Consider the following 12,707-nt stretch of genomic DNA (forward strand, 5'->3'; position numbering starts at 1 on the left):
TCCAACCCAGCCTACGAGCTTGCACCATGCTATTCATGCGCCTTCGCAGGCGCACATACGGTTTGCGTCTCACCGCATATCCCACCAGGTTATGTTGACAAACATCGCCTACGCCGGCTCAGGATATAAAAGCAATCCACTCACCAGCAGCTTATCTTCTTTGACCAACGCGGGTTTTAACATCATGGGTTCGGCTATATTCTCGCCATAGGCAAGTTGACGTTCAAATAGCGCCTCATTCTTACCAGATTCATATTGAATAACTTCTATTTTATAACCGCGTAAAATTCTCTGGATGCTTTCCAGATATTTTTGTAAATCCCCTGGGACACTTGGATCATTTTGATAAGTGAGCAATTCATGCAAGAAGGGGAGAATATTGGGTACATCCTCCAAATTTACTTGACGTTGCAAATTTTCGTTCAGAGCTTCGTTACGGATGTCTTCGATTTCGTTGTTCAGTCTATCGAAATTTTTCACTGCAAGATCGAAAGCCGCGAGAACCTTTTCCGGGTTTAAGCTGAGTTTTGCTGGCGTTATCGAAACGGTGGATTCAACCGGTCCATGATATGAATGATCTTTTGTTTGCTTTGTAACGACAGTAGTAAATCCTCCTAAGGTAAAGCCACCGAGCGCTGCAAGCATAATGCCGCCCGGAATCAGTAAAGTCCCAAGAACCGATGCGGCAGCAGGAGCAAAATCCATTGCATGGAGTCTTTCAGGTTTGACATCAATTGCCTGGTTTCCAGGCGAACCGTCCGGTGCGACTTGACTGAGATCAACCTTAGAGGCTAATGCCACACCGCTGAGAAAGGCATTGAAGTAATAAGAAGTTAGGCGAGTTTCCCTTGCCGTCAACTCTTTTCCGTAATCTCCCTTGGAGCTGATTATATCCTGTAAAAATGATTCCCCCTTTAGTGTTAAATCTAAAACAGACTCTGCATTTTCTAAACTGGATTGGAGTTGATCTACACGGTTTTGATATAACTCATTCAATACATTCATAGTCATCACTTTAGGTTTACATTATAAGCATTCTGGCGTCTTCAGCCGCTTTTTCAAGGGAATCTTCAAATAAAGATACTGTTTTATTGACAAGTTCCTCTTCAAACTCACTATGTTGTTTCATCTGTTTTACGATCTCTTGTTTTATATCTGCCTTTTTTCCATCTATGCTTTTATATACTGAATCTTTCTTAACAAGCCCCCTAACCCAGTCAGGTAAATCCCAAGAAGGAAGTTTTTCGGTTAAAGAATCTTTAAAACTAACGCCTGAAAAAATTGTAATGCCAGCCGTAGCGATAAGCATTACCCATCCTATGGGATTTATCAGCTCTGCGGCAATAATAGCCGCCGCAATAGTTTCAGACATTAAGGCAATTATGCTTATAACCACGCTCATAACCGCGGGAAGCGCATAAAATGTAACAACACCCGCCACTAATCCTGAAATTACTGAGATAAGGGTTGTAAAAACATCACCCACGCCATCGGTAGCATCAAAATTTCTATAAAGCCGCCCATAATTATTATTTGTCGGAGAATTCCACTCAAAATTACTTTGTAATTTTCCTCTGGGAATGCGATACTTATTTTCCAATTCATTTAGTTTGACATCAATATCATTAGTAACTTTTCCAATAAATTCTGAATTTATTTTTTCAACCTCTTTGGGGAAATCTTGTGCAAGCCATAGTTTTATAGCTTCATCAATGTTTCTGTTCATGCTATTGATCGTCGATATGTTGCCTCTTTTCCATGAATCAAATTTATTTTTGATAATGTCTATTATCGCGTTCGATGCGGCATCTGCTAATTTAATATAAAACCATTCCAGATTACCTCTAACCGCATCAGGCAGTTCGGCTCTAATAAAAGTTGCGACTTCACTTTTAAAATTTTCGGTTCGATGCTGTATTCTGCCCCATCTTGCAAGACCGTGGGCAATAGTAATGCTCGGATTTGGCAATGGCAATATATCATTATTCAAGCCAGGGAAAACTTCCAAACAGACTTTCTCGATAACCCCCATATTACATGCTCCGCCTGTAAGTAAGATTGCTGATATGTCATCGACTTTTTTTGAATGCAACTCTTGTTTGAAATTGCATAAGGATTTTCTTAAAGCATCTCTATAGCTTAGGCTCTCACCCTCGATATTGACTACAGGTAACTCATTTATAATATAATCCATGCGATCTTTGTCCAAAGTTAAGTAATGACTGACTCTTTTCCCTTCGATCCGCAGTGAATGGGCCTCATCAATAGTCCTTTCGCAAGAGAAGTATTTTTCTTTTCCCCGGCGGCAGAATAATTCTAATCGAGCTTTTTGCTCAGGTCTATGATTGAAATAATTGCATGTTATGTCTTTGCTATCGCCATTATCATCCATAGAAAGATCGAGTATGGCTCTATCGATTAGCCTGGCACCTATTTCTTCGCCATAATCGAGTGGGCTGGATTTTTCTTTAAGATTTACGGCTGTAAAATCTATCGTCGAAGAACCTGCGTCGATAACTAATACCCACCCCTCTTGCATCCTATTTCTTTGCTTATTTTTTATCTCTCTACCCTCAATTGCCTCGACCATAGCCGCTCGCGATTCAGGTACCAGTTCAAAGTTTTTCCCAATAATAGTCTCTTTTAATGTATCAGAGAATATTTTTATCGGTTCACCATGTTCTAAATGTCCCCAGCGCGAAGGATGACCAACGATAATTTTACATTCATCTAAGTTTATAACCTTTTTTTCTATTTGATGAGCAATCAGATGATCTACAAAGTCCTGTGTGAGTTTTTTATACTGTTGGATGCCTGATTTCGGAACTTCTTTAAAGCTTACATGCAAACCACCCAGCTTAAGCTCGTTGCTATTTTCAGCTGCTATGCCAATTAGTACACCTTTATCTTTATTTGGATCTGTATAACCAACAACAGTTGGAATAATAAGGTTATTTACTCCTAACGCGCATTCCATACTTGTTGGCTCTGCGCTTTCAGAATTGGGATTAATACTAGATAAAACCGTCTGAGAGTCGCCAAGATCAAAACCAATCACACTTTTTATTTCTTTATTTGACATATTTTAACCTAACTATTTAAATAATTTTTCATTAATTGCGAATCAATGTTTTTTATATAATTGCCACGTTATCTAGTAAGAGTGAGTTTGGTATTTATAACGCGATCCAATGTTTCTGGCTAGTATTGTTGTTACGATCATGCATCCTGATAAAAATTCATTTGCAATTTGAAGCAAAGAATAACTTATATTATGATTATAGATGGCTTCTTGCGAGTATTTTGAAAATATGGGAATCATTTGCTGTTTATCTTCTCTCGTACGAATGTTTTCTAATCTTGAAGTATCCAAACTAATACGAAATAAAACTGGGTAAAAATAAGACGAAATATTACGCAATACAAAATTTTCAGAAACATCAATGTCTAATTTTTTTATTTCAAGCTGCAATAGCTGTTGGTATTTTGTAAATCCAATTTGATGAATCTCGTCGATAAGTTTTTCGGTAAATTGTGAATGGACTATTTTTTTGTTATAATCTATTGATATGTCATTCAATATCACTTCAACATCGTCGCTTCCTATTACTGCATTATAGTCGATGTTTTTATCCTGTATGAATCTAAAATAGTCAAACATCACCGCTATGATGCGACATAGCTCTGGATATTGCTCATATCCCCGGATTTTAATGCTTGCACGCCACTTTAATAAATTGACATGCCCGTTTAACAAATCTATATTTTTTTCACAATGCCGCAATCTATCGCCAAATTTGTCTACCAAGTTAATGATTGCAGCTCTGTTTTCCCCAGCAATCTCTAAAACCTCTTGCAGGTTATTGCGAATAGTTAAGATTGCATATTCTTGAAGCAAATTTTGCTCTTGCAATTTTTTTAAGTAAATCCAGGCATATTTCTGCATTTTGATCAAATCCTGCTGATTTCCTCGCTCAAGGCTGCCTAATTCCCCGCTAAGTCGTAATCTAAGCCTTTTAAAGAATCCACTGTCTTTATAACTATCAAAGCGTTCTTTCGTCATTGCGATGAGTTGGCTGGCATCCAACGCAAGTTGCTGTGCTTCGATTTGATTTTCTCTCGCATACGCGACGAGAGCATCAATTTTCGTGTGGTCATAATCTGATTCGTATAGGTCGAACATGTTTATATCCCTTCGATCCGATCAAACATATGTTGGCCGAGCTGTTTAACGTTACCCAACTGGCGGTTAAAATTTTGTTCAGCAATGGCGTTTTGTATTTGCAAGTGGTTTAGCAACTGCTGCGATTGCTCTAAGTGCTCAAGCGAATAGAATAGAATTTGCTCGGATTCGACTAACTTTTCGGTATTGTCCAGCGTTTCAAAAAAAGCCCGCTCGATGTGATTTTCAATCGCAATCGTCGTGGCTACCGAAACGATCATTCCGCCAATCAAGCTGCCCACTAAAGCACCCACCGGACCTGCGGGCGCGCCGATGACCGCTCCTATTGATGCGCCGCTGACGCCAGATCCTGTCTGGAATATATTTTTTCCGGTTCTTGTTTCAAGCTCAGCGGGCGTCATTTTTCCCATCGCCACCTTGACTAGGCATTGAACTAAATCAACCGAACATACGGCCGCACCCGCGATTGAACCGCCCACCAGATTTTGTTTTAACATGCTCCCTGCAAAAATTTGGGGAATTGAACTTGCTGTCAGGCTTACCGCAGCGGTTCCTGCGCCGGCTTTTAATGCGGCGTCAGCAGAGGCAATCGCTGTGTTGGTTAAAATTTCTAAAGCCGCTTCTTGGGGCGATATTTGTTTCTTTTGAAGCTTGCTGAGACTATTGACGACGTTAATCGTCCCTGAGATGCAGGCTGTTATAACGGCTGCCGACTTGGCGGCGTTCAGACTCTGGTTGACCAGAGAGCGCGTTTTATAATCATTTTGTATTGCTTCATGTTGTTGTTTTCCTTGTTCGTTACCTTTGGCAATAGATTTAGATTCGGCGCTAGTGAGAGGTTTAGACTCAACGTCGTCTACAGATAGGCGGTCGGTGGCTTTGTTTTGCACATCTTTGGCTGCTTCGGCGACGTCTGGCCTAGTTTCTAGGTTTTTTAATTCGGTCCTTCTTGCACTCTTTTTGATATCATTTAGTTGATCCGATGGTCCGATCAGAGAATCGGCCTCTTTGTATTTAGGTACGCCGTCAGTCGTTTCACGAAAAGCATTCGCGGTTTTTTCTCCATCTTGATAATACTTGAGCTGTGCCCCATGCACTTTTTGCTCGCCATTCGTGACGACAATGTCGTGGGTTTGGTGATTTTTGGGCAGAGAAGAGTTAGGATGGCGATCGGTATAAGCTCTAAGATTACTGTCTTTCAGGATGGCATCGGCATTAAACGTTTCGGCATGTAAAATTTCCGCAGCCAATCCGGCTTTAATTGGAATGCTTTGATTTGTCAGACGAATTTCACTTAGCAATGACTCAGCCATCGAAAACTCATTGATCAGTTGACCCATTTGATTAGCCGCACCGGCAGGCCATATCGTTATCAGCGTCGCAGATTTTTGTATTGTTGATCCGATTTCTTTACTCATATGATTACTCCATTTAATTTCATATTTAATTCGTTAAAATTGAACTGGCTTTATTTGTGGAGAGCGTGCCTTCACTCTGTAGATAGTCGCTTAAGCTTTGGTTTACGCCTTGCCTTAAGTCTTCCGGACTGATGATGCGGATATGCGGTATCCAATAGCGCACGATAGGCAACACTTGCATTTCGTGGCCTATGCGCGTGGAGACTATCAGGCTGCCGTTTTCCAATGTTTTATCGATCTGCTGGTCAGGCAGTACTTGCCGGCGTTGAAAATAGTGGGCGATGGCGGCGTCGATTTTCAAGACGACTTCGCGCTTGCTGGCGGTGAACCAAATACTGTCTTCGTCGGCGACGCGCTGTTGAATGGCGGTATCCGGGATAAAAGTTTGTTCGCTGGCGGCAAAACCGGAGATGCCCGACAAGCGAAAGGATTTGAGTTTGTCGTCATCCACGGCGGCTAGGTACCAGATGCCTTTATGATTCAGCAATCGGTAGGGGGCTACGTCACGGCGAGGCTTTTCGCTGAAGGTGAATGTAATCCGGTGGTGTTTCAATATGGCGGTTTCAAGCGGGCTGAACAGGTGATCGAAGTTTTTAGTGTCTTCGTAGCGATGGCCTTTGACTAAATAGGCTTGGCTGACGGCAACATCCAAAATGCTTTTTAGGAAGCCGTTGTCGAGACTCGGAAACAGTCCCTTGATGCCTGCAATAGCGGCAAATTGGCGAATGTCGGAGATCGTAAGCTTGCCGAGGTAATAGTTTTCCAAACGGTAAACGTTGCCGTCTTTTTTCAGCGGCAAATAAGCGAAGCGCTCGTTCAAATCCCGCTGAATGGTACGGGGATGCACTTGGAATTCGTCGGCAAGCGCTTTGGGATCTAAAGCTTGGCCTTCGTTGAGGCGGATGAGGATTTGGGCAAGCCGTATGACTAGCGTGTCGTGATCGTGGTTGGCGGACATAAATTTTTTATCGTGTACTCTGTTGAATCTTGTTTCCCCAAAAGTTGGGAGTACTTTAACAGCAACATTGGACAGGACGTGTCGCCCTACTCAACAGGGCCGTAGGATGTGCTGAACGAAATGAAGCGCGCCGGGTGCCCTTTAGGGTATCAATCACGGAAGATGGACTTCCTTCGTTAGCCTAGCCTATCCTACACTTTTTTCAATTTCTTTTGCGAATGGTCAAGCGCGTAGGACGGTGGCCATCAGGCGGTCCGGCTAGCCTACGGCGGAACCGCTGGCGCGTTCCGCCTTACGGATTTTATGCTTCTCTCTTTCCATAGCGCCATTCTTTCAAAGGATGGGGCTTCCGAGAAATCCGGGCGGTTCACTTCAATGAAACATAACGGCGAGAGGATTTACGGACTTCGTTTATCCTCGATTTGATTCCGCTTATCGCGGTCACCTGTTAGCGTCTCAGGGCCGTAGGTGCGATTAGCGCAGCGTAATCGCACGCATGTGAAATGCCAAATATTCCTCCGATTACGCTATCGCTAATCGGAGCTACTTGCTACGTATATAAAAGCCGACGCCCTCTCGGCGTTAGTATCGGATCTCCAAATTCCCGAGCCGTATCGAGTCAAAGCTGCATAGCTTCTTACGGATTTTGTGCTTCTCTCTTTCATAGCGCCATTCTTTCAAAGGATGAGGCCAGCGGGAAGGGGCGGTTCACTTCATTTAAGGGCCGTAGGATGCGCTGAACGAAGTGAAGCCCATCAATCGCGGAAGATGGACCTCTTTCGTTAGCCTAACCTACACTTTTTTCAATTTCTTTTGCGAATGGTCAAACGCGTAGGACGGTGGCCGCCAGGCGGTCCGCCAGCCTACGGCGGAACCGCTGGCGCGTTCCGCCTTACGGATCCGGATTTTCAGTTTTGAATAACTCGGCGGCAAGCTCGATCTGGTCGTGAAATTGGGGAATCGCGGGAATATTCCAGGATTTTCCAGCGATCCGGGAGAACAGATTGTTCAGCCACGGCCGGTTCGACCGGGCCTGATGAATGATCAATCGATGGGACTCCTTATCGCTTTCGATCGCAAAATCCTCCAGCCAGACCTCGATCGGCTCCGATTCGCCGTACAGCGTGCCCTGGAGGTAGGCCTGGCGCGTGTCGAGATCGAAACGAAACGCCGATAATTCGGCAATGCCCTTGAGAATGAAATTGGCCGCCCATCTCACGACGATGTCCGGCGTCAATTTGATTGCGATTTTTACCAAGCTGCTTTTAAAGCTCATGATCAACCTCGATCCGATGAAAAGAAAAATTCGGTTTTAAGCATTCTGTTGTTTTTCTTGCCTGAACTCGTTCATATCGGCGTTATCCACGCGGTCGTAGATTTCTTCGACCGTCAGCGTCAAGCCGATCGATTCGAACACGACCGAATCGTCCAGAAAATAATATTCGGGCAGCCAATGCCTGTTCCGGCGCAGTACCTGGACGGAAACGAAATCCGGCTCGATCAGGACATACTCCTGTAATGACGGCAGGTTGATGTAGCGTAAAAGTTTCACCGCCGTATCGGTTTTTCGGGTTGACTTCGACAACACTTCGACGATCAGCACCGGGTTTTCGGAAAACATGTCCGAACCGCTCATTTTACTGCAATCGACGACGACATCCGGGTAAACATAGTCCTTGCCGAGCCGGACTTTCATGTCGGCCATAAAAGGCGTACACGGCTTTCCTTCCAGGTGATTGCCGAATTTTCGGAATACATTGCCGGCTATGCAGTTATGGTTATAGCCGGCACCGGCCATTGCATAAGCCTGGCCGTCGAGATACTCGCGCTTGAAATCGGAAGTCAATTCCGATTTCAGATACTCTTCCTCGGTCAGATAAATGACTTCGTGCGGATTCTGTAAGGCCATGATCCGATCTCCTGATTCGTTTACTTCCGGCATTATAATACCGTCTGCCGGCATCAAACCATCCAGCCGCCGGGCAAACCCCCATCGAACCTCTCGAATGTGACGATAACCGCATGGCAACCGTTCAAATTACAGCCGACGACCGCGAACACCTATCCGGCGTCATCGAAGCCCTTCGAAAGCATGACGGAGCCGAGGTTTCGGTGCGCCGCCTGCCTTTGGGCGATTATCTGCTGGATGGAAGGCTTCTCTTCGAGCGCAAGACATGGCGCGATTTCGCCGTTTCGCTGAAAGACGGCCGTTTGTTCGAACAAGGTCTTCGCCTCGCCGCATCGCCGCTGCTCAAGGCCATGATCATCGAAGGGCGCTCAAACGATCTGGCCGAAAGCGGCATGCGGCGCGAGGCTGTGCAAGGGGCGCTGATCAGCCTCAATCTTTTTCTCGGCATCCCCTTGCTGCGTTCCATCGACGCTGAAGAAAGCGCGAGACTGATGCTCTATGCCGCCCGCCGGTTCGATCACATTGCCCGGCAGACACCGCCCCGCTTATTCAAAGGCAAACGCCCCAAAGGCAAGCGCAAAACCCAAATGCGGATACTCCAATCGCTTCCCGGAATAGGCCCGCACATTGCCCATAACCTGCTGGAACAGTTTGGCAGCATCGAAGCCGTTCTCTCGGCCGACGAGCAAGCCTTGGCGAGTGTGGCCGGCATAGGCGCAGGACGGGCTAAATCGATTCGCTGGGCTGTCGGCGAACAATGGGCGTCTTATTCCCTATTCAGCACAGATGAATAATATCAAATGCGCTTTTTTCGCTTCATCGAGGCAAGGTTTCTTTATCCATGCGCTCGGTCAATGCACGGAGTTCGGCGGCGACCTGCACCGGATACGCCGCCGCATCGCTCAATGTCCGCAAACCCGCCGGCAAACGGCTTAATTGATCTTTCGCGTACTCCCTGATTTGGACGAGCGACGGCAGAGGCTCGACCCGTGCGCCGCTGCGCATGACTTCCTTGAGCAACGGCCGGCCCGCACAAGGGATTTCGGCCAGCGTAATCGTATCGCCGGCCAGCAACCCGTCGGCATCGAACCGGCGGTACACCTGTTTTACACCGGGCCAGGTCGCCTTGCCTTCGGAACGCTTCCGGCGCGGAATGCCGGCGTACGCCTGCAGCTTGTAAGCGCAATCCAGATAAGGCGCATCTTCGGAAGTATCCAGCCGGGTGCCGATGCCGTAACCGTCGATCGGCGCCTCGGCCGACTGCAGGCGGGCGAGCGTATATTCATCGATATTGCCGCTGGCAAAAATGGTCGCGCCGGTCAGGCCGCCCGCATCGAGTATCCGCCGCACCTTGTGGGCGTGGTCCGCCAGATCGCCGCTGTCGAGCCGCACGCCTTTGATCGGGATATTCGAGGATTTGAGCCGGGAAGCCAACTCGACGGCCTTTTGCGCGCCGCCTTCGGTATCGTAGGTATCGATCAGCAACACCGTATTGTCCGGATTGGCCCTGGCGAAATGCTCGAAAGCCTCGCTCTCGCTCGGATGCGCTTGCACAAAGGAATGCGCCATCGTACCGAATACCGGAATGCCGAACCGGCGGCCGGCGCCGAGGGTGGCGGTGCCGCTGAAACCGGCCAGATACGCCGCCCTGGCCGCAAAAATCCCGGCCTCGCCGCCGTGCGCGCGGCGGAAACCGAATTCGACCAGCGTCTTGCCCGGCGCCGTTAAAACCGAACGGGCCGCTTTCGATGCGATCAGCGTCTGAAAGTGCACGATATTGATCAGCCGGCTTTCGACAAACTGCGCTTCGGATATCGGCGCGGTCACCCGCAGGATCGGCTCGTCCGGAAAAAACACGGTGCCTTCCGGCATCGCATGCACGTCGCCGGTAAAGCGGAAATGCCGGAGCCACTGTAAAAACTCCGCCTTGAAAAACCCGGTGCCGCTCAGCCAGTCCAGGTCGGCGGGCGTAAACCGCAAATTCCGGAGATAATCGACCGCCTGTTCGAGCCCTGCGGCGACCAGAAACCCGCGGCATGCCGGCAGCTTGCGGATGAACAGCTCGAACACGGCGATATCGTCCATGCGCTGTTGGTGATAGCCCTGCAGCATCGTCAACTGGTACAGATCGGCCGACAAGGCCTCGTTTCCAGTCATGCCAGGCGTTCCTCACCGATAAGGAAGGCACCGTGCCTCCGCATCGTCTGCAAGGCCTTGTCGCCGTCACCGGGAACAACGTCGACCGCCCGCACCGCATCCCGCAGTAAAAACACCGCATAGCCCCGCTTCAAGGCGTCGAGCACGGTGTTCAGCACGCAATAATCGGTCGCCAGACCGGCCACGAACAGCCGCCGGATGCCGGCGTAATCGAGCCTTGCCTGCAAATCGGTACCGTCGAATCCCGAATAGCCTTCGCTTTCGCGCCGCACGCCTTTGGAAATTACTTGCGCCGCCTCCGGCAATGCCAGAGCCGCCGAAAACCCGGCGCCCGGCGTATCCGCCACGCAATGCACCGGCCAGGGCCCGCCTTGATTCCTGAACGAGGCATGATCGAAAGGATGCCAGTCGCGCGTCAGGTAAACGGGACAGCCAAGGGCACGGAACTTTTCGATATGACGATTGATAACCGGAAGAATACGCTCACTCCCGGGGACGGCCAGACTGCCGCCGGGTAAAAAATCGTTTTGCACGTCGACGACGAGCAGGGCGTCGCCCACGGTAATGCGATCGGTTTTCATGTGCCGTGCCCGCCAACCTCGCCGCCGGCACGGAATGCGTCATGGTCCTGGATAAACATGCGGCCCCTTACCCTTGCGAAAAGCTCGTCTCTTGCGACAAAGCGGGCTGGCGCAAAGTTCTACGAAACTCGTGGCCGATAGCCGGCGATACCGGCCTACTCCAGTGGGTACGAAGAATTTAGGCTTTGATAGAACTGACTGCTGCCGTCCATGTCGCCGGTCTGGCAATAAAGCAAAGGCGGGCCGGGATGGAGCGTTGCGCCGGCCACGACTTCGCAAACCGCAATTTGATGATCGCCGGCATCGGCATAATGGCTGACCCGGCAGTCGAAATAAGCCAGGCTGCAACGTAGGATGGGCGCTCCGGTGGGCGCTTCGTGCCAGTCGAAACCGGCCATTTTGTCAGCGCCGGAACGACCGAAATGCGCTGCAACCGCCTGTTGATCCCGGCCGAGCACATTGACCGAGCAAACGCCGCCGGCTTTGAGCAGTCGGTAAGAGTAATGTTCGGGATTGATGCTGATCGCCAGCAGTAAGGGATTGAACGAAACCTGCATGACCCAGGCAGCGGTGAAGGCATTGCGGCGTTCGCCGTCGCGAACGCCGATCACATAGACGCCGTGTGTGATCAGGCTCGAAAGCCCGGACGGATCCTCGATCATCCCTGCGCCAGCTTGATGCGCATCGACAAATCGGCCGCTTTGACATGCTTCGTCAGGGCGCCGATCGAAATATAATCCACTCCGGTTTCCGCGACCGTCCGGATATTGTCCAGCCCGATATTGCCGGACGCTTCGAGTTCGACGCGGCCGCCGGTTATCCGGACCGCAGCGCGGAGGTCGTCGAGATTGAAATTGTCCAGCATGATCCGGTCGGGCACGGCGGCGAGCGCTTCGCGCAATTGTTCCAGCGTTTCGACCTCGACTTCGACCGGCGCCGTAGTCAGCTCGCGCGCCAACCGCACCGCCCCGGTGATCGAGCCGGCCGCCGTGATGTGGTTTTCCTTGATCAGGACGCCGTCGTACAGGCCGAGCCTATGATTGTGGCAGCCGCCGACGGTAACCGCATATTTCTGCGCCTGCCTGAGCCCCGGAATGGTTTTGCGGGTGTCGAGCACCTTGCAGCCGGTTCCGGCAACGGCCTCGGCGTATTGGCTGGCGGCGGTCGCGGTCGCGGACAACGTCTGCAGCAGGTTGAGCGCGGTACGCTCGCCGGTCAGCAGGGCACGGGCCGGACCGGCCAACCGGCACAACACGGCGCCGGCTTTGACCGCCTCGCCTTCCGCGCGCAGCCAGTCGATACGGGCGGCAGGGTCCAGTTCCTTGAAGACCGCGCCGAACCAGGCCTGCCCGCACACGACCATCGGCTCGCGCGTCACAACCTCCGCTTCGGCGGTGACGGTACTCGGCACGATCGCGGCGGTGAGGTCGCCGGAACCGATGTCTTCTTCAAGGAAAGGCCGTATATCGGGCGTTGTAGGAGATGTCATGAAGCCTGCCGA

General features: G+C 49.6%; 12 protein-coding genes. 1 reads left to right on the plus strand and 11 read right to left on the minus strand.

Annotated elements, in window-relative coordinates:
* Positions 1 to 108 precede the first annotated feature (108 nt).
* From METAL_RS17175 to METAL_RS17205, 7 genes are all read right to left on the minus strand, one after another.
* On the minus strand, positions 109 to 1,005 hold the full coding sequence (locus tag METAL_RS17175) for a hypothetical protein (RefSeq protein WP_005374370.1): 897 nt from the start codon (positions 1,003 to 1,005) through the stop codon (positions 109 to 111).
* 16 nt (positions 1,006 to 1,021) lie between these two features.
* Positions 1,022 to 3,082 carry an Hsp70 family protein gene (locus tag METAL_RS17180; protein ID WP_005374371.1) on the minus strand — a complete coding sequence of 687 codons (2,061 nt, stop codon included), beginning with the start codon at positions 3,080 to 3,082 and terminating at the stop codon, positions 1,022 to 1,024.
* A 72-nt stretch (positions 3,083 to 3,154) separates the two neighbouring features.
* Complete coding sequence (locus METAL_RS17185; protein WP_005374372.1) at positions 3,155 to 4,183, minus strand: hypothetical protein; 1,029 nt, start codon at positions 4,181 to 4,183, stop codon at positions 3,155 to 3,157.
* 2 nt (positions 4,184 to 4,185) lie between these two features.
* On the minus strand, positions 4,186 to 5,601 hold the full coding sequence (locus METAL_RS17190) for a glycine zipper 2TM domain-containing protein (RefSeq protein WP_005374373.1): 1,416 nt from the start codon (positions 5,599 to 5,601) through the stop codon (positions 4,186 to 4,188).
* Between the two features lie 25 nt (positions 5,602 to 5,626).
* Positions 5,627 to 6,559 (minus strand): helix-turn-helix transcriptional regulator, encoded by a 933-nt coding sequence (locus METAL_RS17195; RefSeq protein WP_005374374.1) that lies wholly within the window; start codon positions 6,557 to 6,559, stop codon positions 5,627 to 5,629.
* 892 nt (positions 6,560 to 7,451) lie between these two features.
* Positions 7,452 to 7,835, minus strand: coding sequence for a hypothetical protein (locus METAL_RS17200; RefSeq protein ID WP_005374375.1), 384 nt, complete (start codon positions 7,833 to 7,835; stop codon positions 7,452 to 7,454).
* 36 nt (positions 7,836 to 7,871) lie between these two features.
* Entirely contained in the window at positions 7,872 to 8,468 is a 597-nt protein-coding gene (locus tag METAL_RS17205) for a Uma2 family endonuclease (RefSeq protein ID WP_005374376.1), read from the minus strand.
* Positions 8,469 to 8,581: 113 nt separating this feature from the next.
* On the opposite strand from METAL_RS17205, the gene METAL_RS17210 reads away from it, so the two are divergent.
* Positions 8,582 to 9,262, plus strand: coding sequence for an ERCC4 domain-containing protein (locus tag METAL_RS17210; protein WP_005374383.1), 681 nt, complete (start codon positions 8,582 to 8,584; stop codon positions 9,260 to 9,262).
* A 22-nt stretch (positions 9,263 to 9,284) separates the two neighbouring features.
* On the opposite strand, the gene METAL_RS17215 is transcribed toward METAL_RS17210, so the two are convergent.
* The 4 genes from METAL_RS17215 to nadC form a co-directional block, all read right to left on the minus strand.
* Positions 9,285 to 10,625 carry a nicotinate phosphoribosyltransferase gene (locus METAL_RS17215; RefSeq protein WP_005374385.1) on the minus strand — a complete coding sequence of 447 codons (1,341 nt, stop codon included), beginning with the start codon at positions 10,623 to 10,625 and terminating at the stop codon, positions 9,285 to 9,287.
* A complete protein-coding gene (locus tag METAL_RS17220; RefSeq protein ID WP_005374388.1) occupies positions 10,622 to 11,206 on the minus strand; it encodes an isochorismatase family protein in 585 nt (194 codons plus the stop codon). Before METAL_RS17220 ends, METAL_RS17215 begins: the two co-directional genes overlap by 4 nt.
* A 155-nt stretch (positions 11,207 to 11,361) precedes the next feature.
* The gene (locus tag METAL_RS17225) at positions 11,362 to 11,868 is read right to left on the minus strand and encodes a flavin reductase family protein (protein WP_005374390.1); all 507 of its coding nucleotides are present in this window, start codon (positions 11,866 to 11,868) and stop codon (positions 11,362 to 11,364) included.
* Positions 11,865 to 12,695, minus strand: coding sequence for a carboxylating nicotinate-nucleotide diphosphorylase (gene nadC, locus METAL_RS17230; protein ID WP_005374392.1), 831 nt, complete (start codon positions 12,693 to 12,695; stop codon positions 11,865 to 11,867). Before nadC ends, METAL_RS17225 begins: the two co-directional genes overlap by 4 nt.
* Between the last annotated feature and the right edge of the window lie 12 nt (positions 12,696 to 12,707).

Origin of the sequence: Methylomicrobium album BG8 (assembly GCF_000214275.2) — a bacterium.
Classification (GTDB): Bacteria; Pseudomonadota; Gammaproteobacteria; order Methylococcales; family Methylomonadaceae; genus Methylomicrobium; species Methylomicrobium agile.

Excerpts from the sequence above, each read along its gene's own strand:
- METAL_RS17175 (WP_005374370.1), bottom strand. The coding sequence starts at position 1,005 with ATGAATGTATTGAATGAGTTATATCAAAACCGTGTAGATCAACTCCAA.
- METAL_RS17180 (WP_005374371.1), bottom strand. The coding sequence starts at position 3,082 with ATGTCAAATAAAGAAATAAAAAGTGTGATTGGTTTTGATCTTGGCGAC.
- METAL_RS17185 (WP_005374372.1), bottom strand. The coding sequence starts at position 4,183 with ATGTTCGACCTATACGAATCAGATTATGACCACACGAAAATTGATGCT.
- METAL_RS17190 (WP_005374373.1), bottom strand. The coding sequence starts at position 5,601 with ATGAGTAAAGAAATCGGATCAACAATACAAAAATCTGCGACGCTGATA.
- METAL_RS17195 (WP_005374374.1), bottom strand. The coding sequence starts at position 6,559 with ATGTCCGCCAACCACGATCACGACACGCTAGTCATACGGCTTGCCCAA.
- METAL_RS17200 (WP_005374375.1), bottom strand. The coding sequence starts at position 7,835 with ATGAGCTTTAAAAGCAGCTTGGTAAAAATCGCAATCAAATTGACGCCG.
- METAL_RS17205 (WP_005374376.1), bottom strand. The coding sequence starts at position 8,468 with ATGGCCTTACAGAATCCGCACGAAGTCATTTATCTGACCGAGGAAGAG.
- METAL_RS17210 (WP_005374383.1), top strand. The coding sequence starts at position 8,582 with ATGGCAACCGTTCAAATTACAGCCGACGACCGCGAACACCTATCCGGC.
- METAL_RS17215 (WP_005374385.1), bottom strand. The coding sequence starts at position 10,625 with ATGACTGGAAACGAGGCCTTGTCGGCCGATCTGTACCAGTTGACGATG.
- METAL_RS17220 (WP_005374388.1), bottom strand. The coding sequence starts at position 11,206 with ATGAAAACCGATCGCATTACCGTGGGCGACGCCCTGCTCGTCGTCGAC.
- METAL_RS17225 (WP_005374390.1), bottom strand. The coding sequence starts at position 11,868 with ATGATCGAGGATCCGTCCGGGCTTTCGAGCCTGATCACACACGGCGTC.
- nadC (WP_005374392.1), bottom strand. The coding sequence starts at position 12,695 with ATGACATCTCCTACAACGCCCGATATACGGCCTTTCCTTGAAGAAGAC.